The sequence below is a fragment of the Kribbella sp. NPDC048837 genome (assembly GCF_055586945.1).
Genome location: NZ_JBVJHF010000014.1, coordinates 38143 through 58949 on the forward strand (window position 1 = coordinate 38143; position 20807 = coordinate 58949).

Genomic DNA, 20807 nt, shown 5'->3' on the forward strand with positions numbered 1-20807 from the left:
ACCCCTCAGCGTGAATCACACCCAGACCCGGCCGCCCCCGACTCAGCTCTCGACGCCACCACTCGCGTCGCGTCCATGGCTCGGGCAGACCCCGCGACAACTGCTGCGCATCGCGGCGCTCACGTGCGTCGCGGTTCTCGTCCTCTCACCACTGGTGTGGGCGGTGGCCACCTCACTGCGCGATCCCGCAACGTCGTTCCGGTTGCCACCCAAGTGGATCCCCACCGACTTCAAGTGGGAGAACTACACCGCCGTCTTCGACCGCGTCCCCTTCTCCCTCTACTTCGAGAACAGCGCCATCGTCACGGTCGCAATCGCGGTCGGACAGATGTTCTCGGCTGCACTGGCGGGATACGCCTTCGCCCGGTTCAAGTTTCCGTTCAAGCGGACCCTGTTCGCCGGCGTCCTGGCCACCATGATGATCCCCCTCCAGGCGACGATCGTCCCGGTCTTCATCCTCATCCGCGAGCTAGACCTCAGCGACACTCTCCTCGCTCTGATCCTGCCCGCGTGGCCAACTGCGTTCGGAACCTTCCTGATGCGGCAGTTCTACCTCAGCCTGCCCCGTGACTGGGAAGAAGCCGCGCTCATCGACGGCTGCTCGCAGTGGCGGATTTTCCGCTCGATCTATCTGCCGCTGAGCCTTCCCGGGGTGGCAGTCGTGGGAGTCCTCGCTTTCAGCTACCACTGGAACGAGTTCTTCAGGCCCCTGATCTTCTTGGACAGCGAGCAGAACTTCACCCTCCCCGTCGGACTGGTCAGTCTTCAGGGCGAACTGGGCAGCGGAAGCGTGTCGGTGGTTCTAGCCGGCGTCGTGCTGTCGTTCATACCAGCCCTCGGCGTCTTCATCCTCGGGCAGCGATACCTCCGCGAAGGCCTCAGCTCCGGAGGGCTGCGATAGACGCGTCCGCTCGGGGCAATGCTCGACGCGCTGGTCGAAGCGGCGGCTGACCGCGGTGTCGCAGTTCCGAGTGAGCTGTCGGTGATCGCGCTTGGTGATTCAACCCGGTCGGTTGCGCCCGACATCGACTTCATCGGTCTGCACGTCCCACGACGGGAGATGAGGTTGCGCGCTGACGAGCTGTTGGAGGCGATGCTCTGCGACACCAAGGCGGAGCGGCAAGTGCTCGTACCGCTGTCAGCGGTACGAGCGGACGATGCTAGCTTCACGGAAGGGCATCTGACGCAAAGAGTGAGCCGGCAAGCAAACTGTGTTTACGCACTACCAGGCCATCTGAGCGGTTCCTGGCCATGCCGGAGGCGCCGGCCGTTGCCTTTGAACGCGGTCAGGTACTCCAAAGGTGTCGTCCATCGCGTTGAGTGCCCGCCCGTCGGCGATTGCCAGACACTCTTGCCATCAGATCCACAGACCTTCGGGCGTTTCCGCTTGTTGGGCCGACATGAGCATCCACCGCGGTCTCTGCCACGGCAGCCAGCTGCATCGGGCTGAGGTGTCGATGTCGGAGTTGGAGTCCGTCGGAACCTTCCAACCTGGCTATGGGTAGACCGTGGTCTCGCGAGAACCTTCAACTCCCCGACGGTCACAGAGGGCGGCCTGCAGTGCTTGATGAGGCAGGCACGACTTCGAACCGGCGGTTGGCCACGGACGGGACGATCCGGCGCACCTCCGCGACCCGCTCTGGGTCGATCTCGACCACAGTGACGCCGGCATCGGCTCCGAGGTCTGCCAGCTGTAATCCGAGCGGGTCGAAGGCAGTGGAGCGGCCGATGCACTGCGCGCCAGACTCGCCGCTCGCCACCACGTACGCCGTGTTCTCGATCGCTCGGGCCCGTAGCAGCGTGAACCAGTGTTCCTCTTTCACCGGTCCACGGATCCACGCCGCCGGTAGCAAGAAGGTCTGGGCGCCCTGGTCGAGGAGCACTCGGAAGATCTCCGGGAACCGGAGGTCGTAGCAGGTGGCCAGCCCGAATCGGATGCCGTCGACCTCGATGGTCACCGGCGAGTTGGTCCCAGGCTCGATCGTCGCGGATTCCATGTGGGAGAACGCATCATAAAGATGCAACTTGTCGTAGTGGGCGATCAGCTCGCCGCCCGCAATCGCGACCAGGGTATTGCGGGCGCGCTCGTCTTCGCCCGGGGTGTAGCTGCCAGCCACGATCGCAACGTCGTGCTCGGAGGAGGCTTTCGCGAGGTCCGAAACAAACTGCCCGTCGAGGGACTGAGCGAATGGACCGACGGGCCGAGTCGGGTCCCCGAAGCGCACCAGGGCGGACTCCGGGGCGAGCAGCAGGCGGGCGTCCTTTGCCACCGCCTGCGCGGCGAACGTGTCAATGGTGGCGGCGTTGGTGACCGGATCATCGGTTATAGCGAACTGGCAGATGGCGACGCGCATGGTGGTACCTCTCTATCGGATCGGTGGATTGGGGGTTAACGCCGTGATCCCGTGGGCGGGTCTGCGCCGCCAGCGGGCTTTGCGGTCGTACTCGTCACGAATTCGGCTCGGCGCCGCGTGCTCGCGCGCGAGGCGCTGCTGCTCAATGGGCCGGCGCAGAACCGGGCCTGGCTCGTCCCCAGCGCCGGGGCCGATCGCCGCATCGATCCATGCACGGGATCCCCGAGACACGCGCGGGGCTCGATCGCCACGCGCGCAAACGATCTGCGAGCGCGGGACGCTCGTCGGACCAGGCAGGCTCTTACCGAGATCCGCGACCGTGGTCAGCCGGAGGGCAACAGAAGTCGAAGTCGCAGCCGGTCCGCACCGAGGACGTGATCACGTAGCAGCCTGCGGTAGCCGCTCAGTCCCTGTTCGCCCCCCGGCTCAAGTGCCGCACGACGGTATTCGAGCTCGTCCGGCTCGAATAGCAGGTCCAATGCGCCGGAAGCGACCGACAACCAGGTGAGATCGCCGCTGCGACGAACACAAGCGGCCCGCCACTGGCGTCACGTGCAGCACAATCGTCCTGTAGGGCGTACCGCTCGTCCGCGCGGTCCGAGATCCGCACTATGCTCCGTACACCGGCCCGCGCCAGCTTCGCTGGGTATCGGGGGTACCCGGCCGCCTGTAGGCTGGGCCCCGGCCAATTCCCCGACGTCCATCGCCATCAGGTTCCGGTACACCTTCGATGTTGGTTCGAGGAAACTCTTCCCGAGCGAGATCATCGGGAACTCCATCGCCGGCCCACCGGACGCCGTGATCCCGCGAACAACTGAACTCACCAACTCGGACAGTTGCCGATGGCAAGGAGTGTAGTCGCTGGCCGAGGCCGCACCGGCGGGCACGCCAGCTCCGGTGGCCGCGGTCGGAAGCCGCATGGCCGCAGCATGATCAATAGGCGATCCGCTTGTAGTACCGACGCGTCGACAGCGGATGACTGCGGACAACCTCAAGGTGCGCGCTAAGACGCTCAAGCGCGGTCGCGAGGACGATCGGGGACACGAGGGGGCGGGTCTGGGGCGAGATCCCCGGCAGGTCGAACTCACTCGAATCGATCACGCGCAGCTTGGCCGAATATCGCGGCACGAAGGCCTCGACCCTATCCTCGAGTGGCCGGCCACCATCCTCGCCCTTCAGCAACAACACGGAGACGCCGTCCTCGACCAGTTCCAGCGTGCCGTGGAAGAAGTCAGATGCGTGGACCGGGCGGGTCCAGATCCACTGCATCTCCTCAAGGATGCACATCCCGTAGTACCACGCCGCGAACCAGGTGTTCCCGGCCGAGGTGATGATGTGGTTCGGCTCGTCCTTCATCTGTGCCGCAAGGTCCGCGGCTCGGTCTTCGAAGGCTCGCTTCACACTGATGAGCGACGCGGGGAGTGTCTCGATTTCGGACAGCGTCGACTTCCAGCTCGGAAACTCGCCGCGATGGTCCATGATGGCGAGTGCGACGAACAGCGTCTGCAGCATGAAGTTCTCACTCGACGTGTCATCGGCAGTCTCGTTGAAGAAGCTCATGTCGGCCAGCTGCGCCAGCGGGGTGTCCCGCGTGCCGACCAGCGTCAGCGTGCGGGCTCCGCGCGACCGGACGTACTCGAGTGCGCTGATCGCTTCCTTTGTCGTTCCCGACACGGAGGTGAACACCACCAGCGAGTTCGGGCCGAGGTTGACGTTGCCGTTCTCGACGAGTTCCGCGGCGCGCGGAGCATAGACCGGGAACGACGACCGCTCTTCGAGCAGCTTGACCGCAGGGAGGCTCAGGAACGCGACGCCACCCGCACTCGCGAAGAAGACGTTCTTCGCTCCGGCGTCGAGTTCGGCGTGGACCGCCGAGCGGATCGCGTCCGCCAAAGTGATTGCGCCCGACTGGACTCGGATGTGGTGGTCTTCAGAGATGTTCAGCATTGCACTCCGATCTCGCATCTACTTGTCTGACAACAGTAGCAAGTGTCGGGCAATAGGGGAATGCGTCCGGGTATTGAAGACTGTCGCCTTCGCAGATCATCGAGGTGCCAGCCAAGCGAACGGGCACATGCGAGCGCCGCGCCTCACGGCCGGACTGGCCTAGCTGCGCGGTGCTGGTGCGAGAGCACTTGGGATGTCGCACACTGCCGAGGCAGGGTCCTGCCGTCGGCCGGCGAGAGTGCTACTGAAGTCACCGACGGCCATTGGGTGGCCGGCGGCGACTTCAGCGGCGCCGTAAGACGTTGAACGCGATCAGGTCGCCACGGTGGTAGTCGCACGCGTAGAGAACGCGGATGCCGTCACGGGTGATGCAGGTCTCCTCGATCGCCAACCACGGGTCGAGCCCGCCGAGGTTGTAGCGATCGACGAAGTCCTGTGGGAGGTTCGTGGCGCTGATCCGAGCTGCGGACGACTCGATAAAGTGCCCGTGGCCCTCGAGTGCACTGACAAGTGAGGATGCCCAGTCCCGGTAGGTAAGGGAGCCCGGAAGTGCGTCCCGCCTCACCATGTTGAGGTTGAAGACGAGCGGGTCCTCGCCGTTGAGGCGGAGCCGCGTCAACTGGATGACCTTCTCGCCCGCGGAGAGATCGAGCAGCTGAGCGACTCGTGGTGGCGCTTCGATCTCACGAACGTCAAGGACGACCGTTGTGACCTTGTATCCAAGGCTGTCCAACATGTCGGTCAGTGACTCGTAGCGTGTCACCGGGCGCTCCACACTGAAGGCCCCGAGCGGTGAGACGAACCGTCCTCGGCCCTGTACCGCGTACACGAGTCCGTCTTGTTCGAGCAGCTTGAGCACTTCCCGGATCGTTGAGCGGGAAACGGAGTAGCGGGCGGAGAGCTCGGGCTCAGATGGAAGCTGGTCGCCCGGCTTGAGCTCGGTTCCGATGAGCCGCGTCAGGAGGCCGTGAACCTGGCTCGTCATTGAGCCCTTGGACCGGTCGCCCGCACTGTGAGCCATCTCCACCCTCCGTCGAACTTGTTCGATCCTTGGATTGATCCTCAGACAAGTCTCAACCGTACCTGGACCGATCCATGGTGTGGCCGTAGCGTCGGCGCGTCGTTGGCCGGGTCGCGACTGGCCGCCGGGAGCGTGGCTGGGAGCTCACCAGCCACGTGGGCGGGCCGGGTCACGATTGGGCCCACCCGCCGACATGTGCACACGTGCGCGCGGCGAACGCGGCACCGTTCTCCATCGCAGTTTGCAGATCCGCGTCGGTTAGCCGGGCGCTCACGAAACCGGCGATGAAGCTGTCGCCGGCTCCTGTTGTATCTACGACCTGGGCAGGGACAGCGGGCACGCACACGGTCGCGCCGCCGGCGTCGGCGGCGTACGCCCCGGCGGCGCCGAGGGTGACCACGGCGATCTGTGCGCCGGCGGCGAGTATCTCGGTGGCCAGGGACTCAGCTGCGGCGTCCTCACCGCCGGACAAGAAGCTGACATACATGTTGTCGTGTCCGGGAGAGACACTGCTGTCTTGGCTGATGCGCATTCCGGAGGCGCGCCGGAGGAGGTCTTTGCGGACTGCGCTGGCGGTTGGCTGCATGCCGATGTGAACCCAGTCCGCGGCGGCGATCTCGTCCAGATGGGCTGGATCGGGCACGTACTCGGCGGTGACACCGAAGTCTTCGCGGACGAAGTGGCGCTCACCGCTGGGGGAGCGGGCAATCTCGGTGACGGCGGTCCGTCCGTTCCGAACAACCAGGCCATGAATATCGACGCCCATTTCCGCGATGGCGAGCCGGATCCGATTGCCGTCCTCATCGGGTCCCACCGCGCCGTAGTAACTGACATGATGTCCGGCCATGGTGAGCTGAACTGCGACATTGACGGCGTTGCCGCCGACGAGGTCGTGCGGCTCGTCGCCGAGGAACCGGTCGATGGTGTTGTCGCCGACAACGGCGACGCGCCGTCCCGTCACAGCGCCGGCCCGAGGTGTGCGCCGCCACTGACAACGAGCATCGAACCAGTGGTGTAGCGACTCTCGTCGGACAGCAGGTGGCGTACGGACCCGGCGATCTCCTCCGGCTCCGCGACCCGGCCGAGAGGGGTACCGCGGACATATCCGGCGAACACTTGCTCCGGCGTTTTCCCGGTGAGTCCGGCCTCCCATTCCAGCTCGCGGAACTCCATCGGAGTTCGCACGTACATCGGGCACACAGCGTTGATTCTGATACCACGCTGCGCCAGCTCCGGTGTTGCTGACTCGATGAGTCCGGTCACCGCGAACTTTGAGGCGCAATACGCCGACAGGTACGGAGCTCCTCGGAGTCCGCCGACCGAATCCACGATCACGAAGGCTCCACCGTTATGGGTGCGCGGAGCGAGCGCGCGCAGGCAGGCGAACACGCCGAAGGCGTTCACCCTCATTTGGGAGTCCCAGTCATCGTCAGTGGTGTCCTCAAGGCGGCCCATCCGGGATATGCCGGCGGCGAGCACCGCGCCGTCGATGCTGGCCGGGAGCGCTGCCGTCGCGGCCGCTATCGACTCGCTCGACGTGACGTCGACGGGCTCGGCTCCTTGAGTTGGCAGCAGGTCCCAAGGAGTGACGACGTCGCCCTCCTCAGTGAGTCGGCGCGCGATCGCGGCACCAATCCCGCTGGCCGCGCCCGTGACCACGTAGTGCATGAGCTGCCTCCTAGCCCTTGGCTGTCACGCTGTCTGATGAGTCATTCTAACATCAGACAAGACCCCGATCTATTTGAACTGCTGCTCCGAGATCGTCGATCCCTTGACGCTCGCATGTCCGGGCCCTACGTTGGCAGTCAGACGACCCAGGCACTTGTCTGGCAACTAAGGGCGCTGGCGAGGCGAATGATCTCGGTCGAGGACTCGAAGGCGTCGGATTCAGCCGCTGTTCTGTGCCTCTACCAAGGTCGACCGCCGAGTCGGCGCGCGGCAGAGCGGTCGGAGCAATGACGAAGATGGCCAAGCCAGCACGCACCCCACGGAGGAACGTGAGACATCACAGCGACACCATTCGAGTCGGCGTCGATTCTGGCGGTACGTTCACGGACGCCTGTGTCTGGGATGAACAGACACGAACCCTGCGCATTCACAAAGTCTCGTCGACCCCTAGCGACCCCGGCACGGGAATCGTGTCAGCGTTCCGCGAAAGCCTTCCCCGAGAAAGCGATCGGGAGCGCGTCAGCTATTTCGGCCACGGGACGACGGTGGCGACCAACGCGATCATCGAAGGCCGCGGCGCCAAGACCGCTGTCATCACCACAGACGGCTTCCGTGATCTGCTCGAGCTCGGCCGGCAGAAACGACTGCATCTCTACGACCTCCAAGCGGACAAGCCAGCGCCCCTCGTGCCCCGCAGTTTGCGCTTCGAGGTGGCCGAACGCCTCACCTACGAAGGCGAAACCCGCGTCGCCCTCGACGATGAAGTGATGCGTGAGGTCGCACGGGAACTCAAGGACCAGGGAGTCGACGCAGTCGCTGTGTGCTTCCTCTACAGCCACATCGACGGCACGCATGAGCGTCGCGTCGCCGAAATCCTCGCAGAGGAGGGCGTCACCGCGTACGTAAGCCTGTCGCACGAGGTGAATCCGGAGTTCCGCGAGTACGAGCGGCTCACAACCGTCGTCATGAACGCCAAACTCGGTCCGCTCGTATCGCGGTATCTCTCCACTCTGGCGCCGCGTCTGAGCGAATCTCATTTGAACGTGACGCCGCACATAACGCAGAGCAACGGCGGAATCATGTCGTTCGGCACCGCTGCGCAGCTGCCGGTCCGTACCGTCCTGTCTGGCCCCAGTACCGGCGTGATCGCCGCCGCGGAGATCGCGAAGCGCGCCGGATTCAAGGACATCATCACGTTCGACATGGGCGGCACGTCTACCGATGTCGCGTTGGTTGCGAATGGCACGCCGGTAGCGGCCAATCGGCGCGAGGTGGCCGGCTATCCGGTTCGGACGCCGATGCTCGACATCGTTGCAGTGGGAGCGGGCGGAGGTTCGATCGCCCATGTGGATGCCGGTGGGCACCTCAAGGTCGGTCCGGCTAGTGCGGGTGCCCGTCCGGGCCCTGCGTGTTATGGGGAGGGGGGAACCGACGCCACGGTCACCGACGCCAACGTCGTTCTCCATTCGCTCAACCCCACCCACCTCCTCGGTGGTGAGCTGCCCATCGACGAGGGCCTTGCCCGCGACGCTGTCGGTGGTCTTGCCACCCAGCTCGGCATGTCGACTGAGGAAACTGCTCACGGAATCCTGACGATCGTCAACGCGAACATGGCCCGCGCGATCCGGACAGTCTCGGTACAGCGAGGCTTCGACCCACGCGATTTCACGCTCGTCGCTTTCGGCGGTGCGGGACCGCTCCACGCGGCCAGGCTCGCACGCGAGGTCGGCATTCGGCGCGTGCTGGTCCCGCCGACCCCAGGTGTGCTCTGCGGACTTGGTCTTCTGCTCACGGACCTGCAGATGAGCTTCTCGGCGACCCGAAGAACAATGCTCGAGGCCGAAAGCATCGGGCAATTCGCCGAATCCTTCGCGGACCTGGAGCGCCAGGCAGCGGACTGGTTCGAGACCGAAGCCGTTCCCACGGCTGACCGAGTCATCAAGCGAAGCGTCGACTTGCGCTACCTCGGCCAGAACCACGAGGTGAACGTACCGGCCGGCCCCGGATCTGTTGACGCGACCTACCTCAAAGAACTACGAGCCGACTTTGACGAAGCGCACCAGCGCCTGTTTTCGCACAGCAGCGAGAACGCGCAGGTGCAAGCTGTCACCTTCCGCGTCGAGGCAGTGGCGCAGACCGGCGGCCACACGGTCCTTGAGCAGCAGGCGCATGCGACCACCGCGAAGAAGGACAGCTCACGACGGGTCTACATGCCTGAGGCGGGGGGCTGGACGGATTGCAGGATCTACCAACGAGACAGTCTCTGGTCCGGCGACCGAATTGACGGTCCGGCCGTCGTTGACCAGATGGATGCGACCACCTTGCTGCTCGCCGGCCAGGTCATGACTGTCGACGAGCATCGCAACCTCGTGATCGCCGACCTTGAGGGGGCTGACGATGACAACTGAACCAACATCGACTCGGGCCGTGGATCCGGTGACCGTGGAGGTCATCGGGAACGCGCTGATGTCTATCGCCGACGAGATGGGTGAGCTGCTCATCAAGACGTCGCATTCTCCGTCGATCAAGGAACGGCGTGACTGCTCGACGGCGATCTTCGACGTCGCCGGCAACACCCTGGTCCAGGCTGAACACATCCCGATCCACCTCGGCTCGCTGCTTGGGGTCGTGCAGGCGTTGGTTGAGCGGTATGGGCAGACGGGTGTCATTGACGGGGACGTGTTCATTGCGAACGACCCGTATTCTGGTGGCGGAACGCACCTCAACGACATCGTCTTGGTCTCGCCGATCTTCGTCGACTCCCAACTCATGGGGTGGGCTGCCAATCTTGCTCATCACACGGACTTCGCCGATCGAGCGCATCAGACGATCTTCCAAGAGGGTTTGCGGATCCCGCCTCTGCTCCTGTACCGCGACGGTCAACTGAACCGTGAAGTCCTCGACCTGATCCTGCAGAACTGTCAGGTCCCCGATGAGCGCGAGGCCGACTTCTTGGCGCAGGTCGCCGCGAATCGGCTCGGTGTCTCGCGGCTACGCGAGCTGTGCGGGAAATACGGGCTCGGCGTTGTCGCCGCGGCCGGTGCGGCTTTGATGGACTACAGCGAGCGGCTCATGCGCGCCGGCATTGAGAAGATCCCAGACGGTCGGTACTCCTACGGTGAGGTTCTCGACTTCGAAGAGTTCGGGATGCCGCAGCTCCATGTGGAGATCACCGTCGAAGGGGACGAGATCTCGCTGGACTTCCGCAACAACCCACCTCAGATGCGTGCGGCGGCAAACGCCATACGCACGGCGCTGCTGGCGACGGTCTACTTCGCTATGAAGGCCATAGCCTGTCCAGACGCATGGCCCAACGCGGGCCTGTACCGTCCGATCGAGGTGCTGAGCAAGGAAGGTACGCTGCTTCATTGCGTGGAGCCAGCGGCGGTCGATGAGCGTATGGCGCCGCTCCAGCGTCTCGTCGACGTGATCTTCCGCGCCCTTGCCGACGCTGTTCCTGAACAGAGTGTCGCTTCCTCGTCAGACAATTCCTACATCGTCTTCAGTGGCGTCGACCCGCGCAACGGCAAGTACTACGTCCTGCTCGACGTCACCGCAGGCGGCACCGGCGCGCGCGCCACAAAGGATGGCGCCGACGGAACGCTGATCCACCTGACGAATACGACCAACCTGCCGGTCGAATCGCTGGAGGAAGAGTTCCCGTTGCTGGTTGAGCGCTACGAGCTCGTTACCGACTCCGGGGGTGAAGGTGTGACGCGAGGCGGTCTCGGTGTCCATCGTCGAATCACCGCAATCGGCCACGACTCAATTCTTGGGATGCGTAATGGGCGCACCATTTATGGAGCCCCAGGCCTCTTCGGCGGTGCCGCAGGAAAACCCTCCAGGTTCGAACTCGCCGGGGCCAAGAGCAAGCTCGACAGTGGCGTTGGCGTCCTGGCAGCGGGTGAAGCCATCTCCTTGATCACCGGAGGCGGGGGTGGCTACGGCAAGCCGTCCGACAGGGAAGCCGCCGCCAGGTCCGCAGACCTCGCCAACGGCAAGGTGTCCCGCTGACGACCGGTCGTCGCCCAGCTGCACGCGGCGTGTTGACGCCCGGGTCCCACCGGACGCTGACGCCCAGGAGAGAAGGGAGCATGAATGGCCCGATGGATGAAGCGCGGGGCCTTGGAACGGGCAGCGTGCACATTGCTGCGGGCTGGCATTGCCGGATAGCAGAGCCAGAACGAGACATAAGACCTGTCGCTAGATACGGCGGCGTGTGCATGCGATTTGCAACCGCTGGTTTTCACCAGAACTGTCGCAGATAACGAAACACTTGGCGCACATCAGGACTTGGCGCGCCGCCGTACAGGGAGTGTGGTCGTTTCATGAGGTTGGAGAACGAGGAGTGTAGGCAATGGATTTCAAGGTAACGCGGGCAACATTCTTGAAGGGTGCCGGACTGCTCGTCGGAGGAGCGGTCCTCGGGGCATGCAGCGGCGAAAGCCCGGGCGGGAGGTCTTCGGCAACCAAGACGCTGAGGTTCGGCATGTCCGGATTCCCCTCCCAGTTCAACCCGCTCCTCTACAGCAGCACGGCTGCCGACAACGTCACGCTGGCGTTGCACCGCGGACTGGTCGCTCGAGCTGCGAATGGCGATCTGGCGCCCGGCGTCGCCGCCCGTTGGACGCGCTCGGACGATGGACTCAGCTACAGGTTCGAGCTGCGTCCCGGGGTCAAGTTCCACGATGGTACGAAGGTGACCGCGGACGACGTCGCGTTCTCTCTCGGCTTGATCACCGACCCCAGCATGAAGCAGGCATTCCTGGCGCCATACTTCACGCCGCTGATTCGTAAGATTTCGACGCCGTCGCCCGACACGGTCGTCATCGATCTCACCGAACCCTTCGCCTTCTTCCCCGATCTACTGGCGATGCCGTCCGCGCCGATCATCAAGCGCGGTTCGGATGTCACGGAGCCGAAGAAGACCATCGGTGCCGGGCCCTTCGTCCTGTCGGAGGTGACGCCGAACCGCGCGGTGACGGTTGTGCGCTCCGAACACTACTTCGAGCCGGGTATGCCGTATCTCGACTCCATCACCTTCACGGCTTATCCAGACGAGTCCACGCGGGTGAGCGCACTTCAGTCGGGCGAGGCCGACCTGATCGACTACGTTCCCTATCAGTCCGTGCAGAGCCTGGCGTCGAATAGCCAGTACGTGGTCTCGAAGCAGCCAGGCCCAATGCAGTTCGTGCAGTTCAACGTCAAGAGCGGGCCATTCGTCGACAGGGAGCTGCGTCGGGCAGTTGGGTACGCGATCGACCGTACGGCCGTGGTGAAGGCGGCGTACTCGGGGCACGGCACGGTTCTGGACGGATTTCCAATCTCAGCCAGCAGCCCGTACTACGATCCGTCGGTCGGAAAGTTCTGGACGAGCGACACGGCGAAGGCGAAGGCGCTCGTCCAAGCAGCCGGCCATGGCGACGTGTCGGCGACGCTCACCACGACCTCTCAGTACACGTTCCTTAGCGGTTCCGCGCAGGTCGTGCAGCAGTCGCTACAGGCGGCTGGCATCCAAGCCAAGCTCGAGGCATCGGACTTCCCGACGTGGCAGACCGGCGTGAAGAAGGGCGCCTACGACATCACGGTTCAGCGTCAGGCGCGGTCGCTGGCGGTGCCCTACTTCTACCTGACCGTCCTCATCACTGGTGCTCTTGCCCCGTATGGGTATGACAACCCCAAGCTCACGTCGCTCATCAAGAAGGCTGCGCAGGCGACCTCGGTGGCAGTCGCAAAGGACGCCTTCACCCAGGCGGAGAAGATCCTCCTTGAGGATGCGGTCATCATTCCCATGCTCGTCGCCGACCAGGCGTACGCGCACAAGCGCGGGGTGAAGGGCTTCTCGAACATGGCCCAGGGTCTGACATTCCAGTCGGCCTACACGCTCGCCGCCACAACCTGGGGCTAGTTGATGTCGGCCTCAGGCCGCTGGTGAGCCTGGCTGAGGGCCCTGCACGTGAAAAGTGACTCAAAGGAGAGTAGGACTGTGACCGCCTTCACTCTGAGCGCGGACCAGCTGTGCGGGAGCAACTTCAGCTACCTCAGGTGGCCTCTGGAGCGGTGCTCGGACGACGTGGCCGACGTGGCCGGCGAGACCGTCGCTGACTACACAACCCGCTTCGGTGACCGCATTGGGCACGTCCACTTGATCGACGGCACGCCTTCCGGTCACATGGCCCGGGGCGACGGCAATCTGCCGATGCGCCATTATCTGACGGAGTTTCAGGACGCGCGTTCTAGCGGCAGGCCCGGTTTCGAGAGCTTGAACAGTAAGTACTGGCTCGATCCGCGCGCGCCTCAGGAGCGCAGCCGCCGACTCGTGATCGAAGCTATGGACGAAGTCGCGAGGGAGGCGTGATGCCGCTTCGGACATTGGAGCGCCGCTCGCGTCGAGGTGCGTGGCCGGCTACCTGCTCACCGACCTCATCGTCTCCGGAGTCGCTGGGTTTGCCGGTGGCGTCGGAGCAGTTCGCCCGCACTCTTGCCAGCGAAGCCTGGAGGTAACCATGTCATTGCGAACGGAATATCAAACGTTGTCAATCACGTTTAGGCTGTCGACGCTGCCTCACTTGGGACTAATTCGGTACATCGGAACGCGAATCCTCACCGCAGCCGTCTCGGTGGTCATCGTAGTGACGATGCTCTTTTTCTTCTTGCGTGCGATTCCAGGGGACCCGGCTCTGATACTGCTCTCCGCCGGCGGCGGTGCATCCCCACCCGAGGAAGCGGTCGCTGCCTTACGCGAACAGCTGCACCTCGACGGCGCCTTGACGACTCAGTACGGGCAATTCATGCGCGGGATCCTCGCCGGTGACCTCGGACAGTCGATTAGTCAGCAACTAGCGGTTGGAGACCTTGTCGGCTCAGCGGCACCGCACACCATCGAGCTGGTGCTCGCGGCGATCCTTGTCGCCGCTCTTGTCGGCGTACCGATCGGGATCGGGAGCGCGGTGCGGGTCGGCCGAGTTGCGGACGGCGGAGCCTCGTTTGTGTCCTCGTTGCTTGTAGGCTCGCCCGTCTTTGTCAACGCAACTCTGCTGGTACTCGTCTTCGGTGTCACGCTCCGCTGGCTACCAGTCGCTGGGTATGCACCGTGGTCGGAGCCGGGACAACACCTGCAAGCATTGATCCTCCCGACGCTCTCGCTTGCCGCGGGGGTGGTTGGCATCCTGATCCGCATGACCCGCGCGGCGGCAGTCGAGGTACTGGATCAAGACTACATTCGAACCGCCCGAGCGCAGGGCCTACCACTACGGCTCATCCTTCGCCGGCATGTTCTGCGCGCTATCGCGCCTTCGTTGCTGACTGTGACGGGTCTGCAGATGGGAGCGATGATAGGCGGTACGGTCTTGTGCGAGTACGTCTTCAGCTGGCCGGGGATCGGGAATCTGATGGCCCAGGCAGCCAGCGCACGCGACTATCCGCTCGTCCAAGGCATCGCTGTGATCGTCGCAATCGGCGTCGTGGCTCTCAACATGGGCGTTGATCTTGCCCGCACCGTCATCGATCCGCGCTTGAGAGGAGCCTGATGCGTCTCAAGATGGCTGTTTCGGGATGCATTCTCGTGGGCCTAGCCCTGGCCGGCGTTATGGCCGCACTGATCGCACCATATGGGCCTAACCACATCGACACGGATTATCTGCTTCAGGGTCCCAGCGGCACACACTGGCTGGGAACCGACGAGCTCGGCCGTGACGTGTTCTCCAGGATGCTCTACGGGGCGCGCACGGAGTTCGCCGTTGCCGTTGGCGCTACCGTCATCGCCGCGGTCGTCGGAAGCGTGTGCGGCGTGGTGGGAGGGTACTTTGGAGGCTTGACGGAGCTGGTCGGGGTCCGCGGGCCTGAGCTCATTCAGGCGCTGCCAGCGGTTATCGTTGCGACGCTCGCGGTCACCGTAATTGGCCCCGGCGTCCTGATGCTCATTCTGCTCATGGGCTTCCTCTTTGCGCCGCTTTTCGTACGAATCGCTTACAGCCAAGTCCTGACCGTGCGAAAGTTGGAGTTTGTGGCCGCAGAGCGGACGCTAGGCGGCAGCCACCTGAGAATCATGACACGCACGATTCTGCCGAACGTCGCCGGTCAGCTCGTCGTGCAAGCGTCGCTCACTCTCGCGGCGAGCGTTCTGCTTGAGTCCGGACTCTCCTTCTTGGGTCTCGGGGTCGCGCCACCGACCCCGTCTTGGGGGCTGATGATCCGCTCGGCACGCGGCTACCTATCGCAGGAACCCGGATATCTCATTTGGCCCGCGGTCGCGATCATTGTCATGGTCGTCGCGGCTAACGAGCTGGGGGATGCGCTGCGAGCGTATCTGGACAGGCGTTCGCGGCTCGCTGACGTCGGCCCATCAGACGGTCCGGCTTCGTCCGCCGCGCAGGAGGCCTCCCTCGCAACCGAACGCGCGGTGAGCTGATATGCAGTCCCCAGAAGCAACCCAAAGAAGCGCGGCGTCTGACACCGTCCTGCGCATCCGAGGCTTACGCACCTACTTCGGTGAAGGAGAACGGGCAGTACGAGCCGTCGATGGCGTCGATCTTGACGTACCCGCCGGCCAGACGCTCGGGGTCGTCGGCGAGTCAGGCTCCGGTAAGAGCTTGACCGCAATGAGCATCATGCGACTCATCGATGCGCCAGGTCAGATCCAAGACGGCAGCGTGATCGACTTTGAAGGCCGCAACCTGGCGGATCTCTCGGAAAAGGAGATGACCCAAATCCGGGGTGGTCGCATCGGCATGGTCTTTCAGGAACCTATGTCGGCTCTGCACCCGTTCTTCCGGGTCGGCGACCAGATCGCCGACGGTCTGCGGCGACATCGCCGCGAATCACGTCAAGACACGGCACGACGCGTTACCGAACTACTGGACAGAGTGGGGATTGCACAGCCAGATCGCCGCGCGCGCGAGTATCCACATCAGATGTCTGGCGGGATGCGCCAACGCGTCGTCATCGCCATGGCGCTCGCATGCGAACCTAGCCTGTTGATCGCTGACGAGCCCACGACCGCCTTGGACGTCACCGTTCAAGCGCAGATCCTGGACCTACTCCGTGATCTACAGGCGGAGCTCAGGATGGCCATCGTGTTGATATCGCACGATCTCGGTGTCATCGCACAGATTGCGCATTCAGTTGCCGTCATGTACGCGGGGCGCATCGTTGAGAGGGCGCCAGCGGCTTCCCTGCTTTCGGCGCCGAAGCACCCGTACACCAAGGCGCTACTGGAGGCTGCGCCAGCGTTGGGAGCGGAACGCACCGAACCTCTTCGCGTCATCACTGGGCGAATGCCTGACCCCAGACACTGGCCTACGCACTGCCGCTTTGCCAGCCGCTGCCCCAACGTGTTCGACCAATGCGTTGTCACCGAGCCCCCGATGCTTGAGCTGAACGGCCGGAGCTCTCGGTGCTGGCTCGCGAACCCCGAGATCGAACAAGGAGGTTCCTGCTCATGACCGTGAGATCAAGTGAGGCGGATAGGCGCGCTACCGACCCGTTGGTTCGTATCCACAGACTCAAGACCTATCTTCCGGTCCGTGGTCGGTCGGGTGGTCGTGGCCTTCAGGTTCACGCAGTCGACGATGTGAGTCTCGAGATCGCAGCCGGCGAGACGGTCGGGCTCGTGGGCGAATCGGGCTGTGGGAAATCGACTTTGGCGCGCACGCTCGTCCGGCTCGAGACGCCGACAAGTGGGCAGATCCACGTGGCCGGCCAAGACCTGGCGCATCTCAGCGGACGTCCGCTGAGGGAGGCGCGTCGCGAAGTACAGATGATTTACCAGGATCCGCGTACGTCGCTGGATCCGCGTCGCACAGTGGCCTCGATCATCGGGTCAGGCCTGCAGATCCACCGCGCCGGGTCAAAAGCGCACCGCGAGGAAACGGTGCGAGAGGTCATGGACCAGGTCGGACTGCCGTCGCTCGTTGCGGGCCGCTATCCACGGGAGTTGTCGGGAGGGCAGCGTCAGCGCGTCGGCATTGCGCGAGCTCTTGTTCTGCGGCCGCAGTTCTTGATCGCTGACGAACCCGTTGCGTCGCTCGATGTGTCGGTGCAATCGCAGGTCTTGAATCTGTTGGTCGATCTGCAACGCGACCTGGCGCTGACATACCTGTTCATTTCGCACAATATTGCCGTCATTGGCTACATGTCTGACCGCGTTGCAGTGATGTACCTTGGTCGAATCGTAGAGCTGGGACCAGCGCGAGATGTCATTGCTCGGCCGCGCCATCCGTACACAGCGGCCCTCGTCTCCGCCGTCCCCGATGCTCACCTCGCCGGCCGTCACAGCTCGCGCGTAGCGCTAGGCGATGAACTACCCGATCCGACCAATCCGCCGAGCGGCTGCCGCTTTCGGACTCGGTGCCCGATGGCCAAAGCGATCTGCAGTGAGCAAGAGCCATCACTGAGCACCAAGGACGGCGCTCATGCGAGTGCCTGCCATTTCGCAGACGACGTCCGTCCACCCGCCGGTAGCCCAGTCCCGCTATAAGCGTTATCAAGCAGCCAATCGCGCGCTTCGCGCCAGCCGACACCCGCGCCCCTGTACGTCGAGCGTCCGTCGCGGACCAGTGGTCTCGCGCGACGGCGCAGCAACCGCCGTCAGCGTGACCTTGCCAAACCTTTCAGATCGGATGTGTCACCTATGTCTCTGTCTTGTTCGCGGAGTCGGTGCTGATGCGCGCCGCCATCCTCGAGGCGTCGCGCCGACTTGTCGTCTCGGACGTGCCCGATCCGGTGCCTGCTCACGGCGAGGTCGTGATTCGCGTTCGCGCCAGCGGGGTCTGCGGTACCGACCGGCACATCTACGCGGGCTCCTATCCCGTCGCCCATCCGCTGACGCCCGGCCACGAATACGCCGGCGAGGTGGTGGCGGTGGGTGGCGGGGTCTACGCTCTCGCGCTGGGAGATCGCGTCACCGTCGATCCGAACATCGTTGACGACGAGTGCTACTTCTGTCGTCACGGCGTCAACCACCTGTGCAGCGGCCTCAGCCCCCTGGGTGTGGTGCGGCCCGGAGGGTTCGCTGAGCTGTCGGCCGTACCGGCGCGCTACGCCTACAAACTGCCGGAGCAACTCAGCTGGGAAGAGGCGTCGCAGGTGGAGCCGCTGGCCTGTTGCGTGCACGGAATCGACCAAGCGTGTGTCCAAGCCGGGGATACCGTGCTGGTCAGCGGCGCGGGTCCGATCGGCTGTCTTCTGATTCAATTGGCGCGTCTTCAGGGCGCGGCACGTGTGCTCGCGGTCGAGCCGAACCCCGCTCGTCGCGAGCACGCCATCCGTGCCGGGGCCGACTCTGCGAACACTCCCGACGAGGTCGCCGACCTGATTGGTGACCTACCGGGCCGTGGCCCCGACGTGCTTATCGAAGCGTCGGGAAATCCGAAGGCTGCCGAGCTCGCCTTCGGTCAGGTGCGCCGCGGCGGCACCGTGCTGCTGTTCGGGGTCTACCCCGAGGACGCGCGCATCGCGATCAGTCCGTTTCACATCAATGAGGACGAGCTGCGTGTTGTCGGCTCGCTGAACAACCCGCAGACCCATCAGCGTGCGATCGACCTCATCGCCGCAGGCCGCATCGACGTCCGCAGCATCGTCACCGACGTCTTGCCTTTGGACGCCGTCGCCGACGCGATGGACGCGAACAACTTCCCCGCGGCCGGCAAGATCGTCATCCACCCTGCCGGATGACACGGGCTCGAACGATGAGAGGAGCGTCGACGAACCTATTCATACTTCCGGTGCCGGCATCCAGCCCACCCCTCTCCGCGAGCTCGCGCCTACGCGGATGCAGCCTCCCGCATCTTGTGGATGAACCGTGCGGGGCACGAGGACTCAGATGAAAGGATGCTGAAGTCCGAGCTCCGGGATCGCTCGACAGCCAATTTCAGACGACGTCGGCAATGACACCGCAGAATCTGAGATCGCGCGCGAGGCCATCTGAGATCGAGCGAATCTCGACACCCACGCCGACCTGCGCAACATGATCGCCCAGAGGAGCCCGCACCTGAGCAGCCCCGTCACCGCGGCCAACGAGCTACGTGCGGCGGCCGAGATCATCAACTGTGGGGACATCCGGCGGGAAGTACTACCCAGCGCCACGGTCGCGGCACATCGTCGCCATCGGATGGCCCGAAGCTGGCGGCATCCAGCGCGTCGATGCTCACCGGCTCAGTGACGAGCCGGGGTGCACCAGAACTGGAACTCCATCATCGTCAGAGCGGTGGCCGACAACCGGACCTGTTCAATTTCATCTCGCGGTACGAGCCACCACGTACGCGGTCGAGTGGCGGTGAGGATCAGTCGATGATGCCTTGCATTGATGCAGCCGAGGCGCCGGCCGTCGGCGAGTAGGAGCACCTGGACCGCGTCTTCGCGATCCGGATCCACGACGGCCACGTCTACGCGCCCCAGCGACCAGAGATCACCCTCAAGGCCGCGTCCCACCGACCAGCCGGGGGAGTGGTACGCCTAGAGCGGACCTTCTGACCAGGCCCGAGTCCGCAGCAAGCGCAACCCTGTCAGTGCAACGATACGAGGAATGGCTCGAGGGCGAGGGGAACCCGTCGAGATCGAGATACGTCCCGGCCGGTCTGCCAACATCGCTGCCTGACCACTGCTGAGATGGTTATAGCTGTACCGGGGCCCGACTTTCCCTCCGACGCAACTCCCTGCGTTCGGCAGCGGCCCGTCGTTCTGGACCCAATCGCTGCTCATCGATCTCGGGCCAGCCACCACTGCGCTTATACTCCGGGGTGGGCGCCTGGCCGTCACCAGGTGGCCACTGGACCGGGTGGTCGTGGCATATCGGAGTGCAGATGGCGAGCGAGTCCCTGGCCAGCATGAAGTCTCTGGAAACCTTCTACTGGGTCGCGAGGCTTGGCAGTTTCGGTAAGGCTGCCGCGAAGGTCCGGGCCACGCAACCCGCTGTTTCGCACCGGATCGCCGTGCTGGAGCGTGATCTCGGGGTGCGGTTGCTTGACCGCACGACGCGTTCGGTGCGTCCTACCCCGCACGGAAGGACCGTGCTGGCGTATGCCGAGAAGATGCTCAATATGCATGCGGAAATGGTCGCCGAAGTGTCGAATTCTGCGGCTATTTCTGGCGAGGTTCGGTTGGGGATCGCTGAAACGATCGTGCATACGTGGCTAACCGATTTCCTCCAGGTGACTCGCGAGCGGTATCCGCAGCTTGATTTCCAGCTCAGCGTGGACATCTCACCTGTCTTGCGGACTGCGGTCGCAGTTGGTGACCTCGACCTAGCGTTTCTGCTGTCGGGCGAGGCGCAGGGCTCGGAACTCGTCGAGCGGCCGCTGTGCCGATACCCGCTGACCTTGGTCGCCTCGCCGGCGCTGGGACTGCCTGATCGCGTACTGGAGCCTGGCGATCTTCTCCGTCACCGACTGATCACGTTGCCGCAGCGCACCTACCCATATACCTACCTGCGCGAAATCCTCGCGGCTCACTCGGACCGGACCGTGCGCCTGGCGGGAACCTCATCGTTGTCGACCATCGTCGCGATGGCGGTGAACGGAATGGGTGCGGCCGTCGTCCCGGCAGCGGTGGTGGAGAAGGAAGTTGAGAACGGCAGTCTCGTGCAGTTCCAGTCGTCGATCGAGCTCGACGATTTCGTATTCGTCTCGACGTTTCGTTTGGATCTGCAGACTCACATCTACAGCACGCTGAGCGAGGTGGCTCGCGAGGTCGCTCTTACCCGCCGCTGACCGAGCGGATGGGAACGCCATCGCTCGCGACGAGAATCGTCGCATTCCAGTGGCTGCGGCGGGCAAGACGGTGCCGTCTCTGTCTGAGCACGCATCGCGGTGCGGCGTGGT

Annotated in this window: 17 protein-coding genes; 11 read left to right on the top strand and 6 right to left on the bottom strand. The window is 64.1% G+C overall.

The window, feature by feature from the left end; all coding sequences use genetic code 11:
• Window positions 1–10: 10 nt before the first annotated feature.
• Window positions 11–901, top strand: a complete 891-nt coding sequence (locus ACZ6O0_RS41685; protein WP_465770627.1) for a carbohydrate ABC transporter permease — start codon at window positions 11–13, stop codon at window positions 899–901.
• 640 nt (window positions 902–1541) lie between these two features.
• On the opposite strand, the gene ACZ6O0_RS41690 is transcribed toward ACZ6O0_RS41685, so the two are convergent.
• The 6 genes from ACZ6O0_RS41690 to ACZ6O0_RS41715 all read right to left on the bottom strand — a co-directional run bounded on the left by ACZ6O0_RS41690 (window position 1542) and on the right by ACZ6O0_RS41715 (window position 6981).
• On the bottom strand, window positions 1542–2354 hold the full coding sequence (locus ACZ6O0_RS41690) for a carbon-nitrogen hydrolase family protein (protein ID WP_465770628.1): 813 nt from the start codon (window positions 2352–2354) through the stop codon (window positions 1542–1544).
• A gap of 548 nt (window positions 2355–2902) precedes the next feature.
• Window positions 2903–3274, bottom strand: coding sequence for a dihydroxy-acid dehydratase domain-containing protein (locus ACZ6O0_RS41695; protein ID WP_465770629.1), 372 nt, complete (start codon window positions 3272–3274; stop codon window positions 2903–2905).
• 13 nt (window positions 3275–3287) lie between these two features.
• Window positions 3288–4301, bottom strand: a complete 1014-nt coding sequence (locus ACZ6O0_RS41700; protein ID WP_465770630.1) for an SIS domain-containing protein — start codon at window positions 4299–4301, stop codon at window positions 3288–3290.
• Window positions 4302–4584: 283 nt separating this feature from the next.
• A complete protein-coding gene (locus tag ACZ6O0_RS41705) occupies window positions 4585–5322 on the bottom strand; it encodes a GntR family transcriptional regulator (RefSeq protein ID WP_465770684.1) in 738 nt (245 codons plus the stop codon).
• 169 nt (window positions 5323–5491) lie between these two features.
• A complete protein-coding gene (locus tag ACZ6O0_RS41710) occupies window positions 5492–6283 on the bottom strand; it encodes a PfkB family carbohydrate kinase (RefSeq protein WP_465770631.1) in 792 nt (263 codons plus the stop codon).
• Window positions 6280–6981: an SDR family NAD(P)-dependent oxidoreductase gene (locus tag ACZ6O0_RS41715; RefSeq protein ID WP_465770632.1), complete on the bottom strand. Its 702-nt coding sequence runs from the start codon at window positions 6979–6981 to the stop codon at window positions 6280–6282. Before ACZ6O0_RS41715 ends, ACZ6O0_RS41710 begins: the two co-directional genes overlap by 4 nt.
• 296 nt (window positions 6982–7277) lie before the next feature.
• Here ACZ6O0_RS41715 and ACZ6O0_RS41720 point away from each other — a divergent pair, with 296 nt between their 5' ends.
• From ACZ6O0_RS41720 to ACZ6O0_RS41765, 10 genes are all read left to right on the top strand, one after another.
• The gene (locus tag ACZ6O0_RS41720) at window positions 7278–9398 is read left to right on the top strand and encodes a hydantoinase/oxoprolinase family protein (protein WP_465770633.1); all 2121 of its coding nucleotides are present in this window, start codon (window positions 7278–7280) and stop codon (window positions 9396–9398) included.
• Between the two features lie 19 nt (window positions 9399–9417).
• Window positions 9418–11004, top strand: a complete 1587-nt coding sequence (locus ACZ6O0_RS41725; protein ID WP_465770634.1) for a hydantoinase B/oxoprolinase family protein — start codon at window positions 9418–9420, stop codon at window positions 11002–11004.
• 343 nt (window positions 11005–11347) lie between these two features.
• Entirely contained in the window at window positions 11348–12898 is a 1551-nt protein-coding gene (locus ACZ6O0_RS41730; RefSeq protein WP_465770635.1) for an ABC transporter substrate-binding protein, read from the top strand.
• 78 nt (window positions 12899–12976) lie between these two features.
• Window positions 12977–13348 carry a hypothetical protein gene (locus ACZ6O0_RS41735; RefSeq protein ID WP_465770636.1) on the top strand — a complete coding sequence of 124 codons (372 nt, stop codon included), beginning with the start codon at window positions 12977–12979 and terminating at the stop codon, window positions 13346–13348.
• 40 nt (window positions 13349–13388) lie between these two features.
• On the top strand, window positions 13389–14519 hold the full coding sequence (locus ACZ6O0_RS41740; protein ID WP_465770638.1) for an ABC transporter permease: 1131 nt from the start codon (window positions 13389–13391) through the stop codon (window positions 14517–14519).
• The gene (locus tag ACZ6O0_RS41745) at window positions 14519–15400 is read left to right on the top strand and encodes an ABC transporter permease (protein ID WP_465770639.1); all 882 of its coding nucleotides are present in this window, start codon (window positions 14519–14521) and stop codon (window positions 15398–15400) included. The genes ACZ6O0_RS41740 and ACZ6O0_RS41745 overlap by 1 nt, the downstream gene beginning before the upstream one ends.
• A gap of 1 nt (window position 15401) precedes the next feature.
• A complete protein-coding gene (locus tag ACZ6O0_RS41750) occupies window positions 15402–16433 on the top strand; it encodes an ABC transporter ATP-binding protein (protein WP_465770640.1) in 1032 nt (343 codons plus the stop codon).
• A 128-nt stretch (window positions 16434–16561) separates the two neighbouring features.
• The gene (locus ACZ6O0_RS41755; protein ID WP_465770641.1) at window positions 16562–17467 is read left to right on the top strand and encodes an ABC transporter ATP-binding protein; all 906 of its coding nucleotides are present in this window, start codon (window positions 16562–16564) and stop codon (window positions 17465–17467) included.
• A gap of 164 nt (window positions 17468–17631) precedes the next feature.
• Window positions 17632–18663, top strand: coding sequence for a zinc-dependent alcohol dehydrogenase family protein (locus ACZ6O0_RS41760; RefSeq protein WP_465770642.1), 1032 nt, complete (start codon window positions 17632–17634; stop codon window positions 18661–18663).
• A gap of 1127 nt (window positions 18664–19790) precedes the next feature.
• On the top strand, window positions 19791–20696 hold the full coding sequence (locus tag ACZ6O0_RS41765) for a LysR family transcriptional regulator (RefSeq protein ID WP_465770643.1): 906 nt from the start codon (window positions 19791–19793) through the stop codon (window positions 20694–20696).
• Window positions 20697–20807 lie beyond the last annotated feature (111 nt).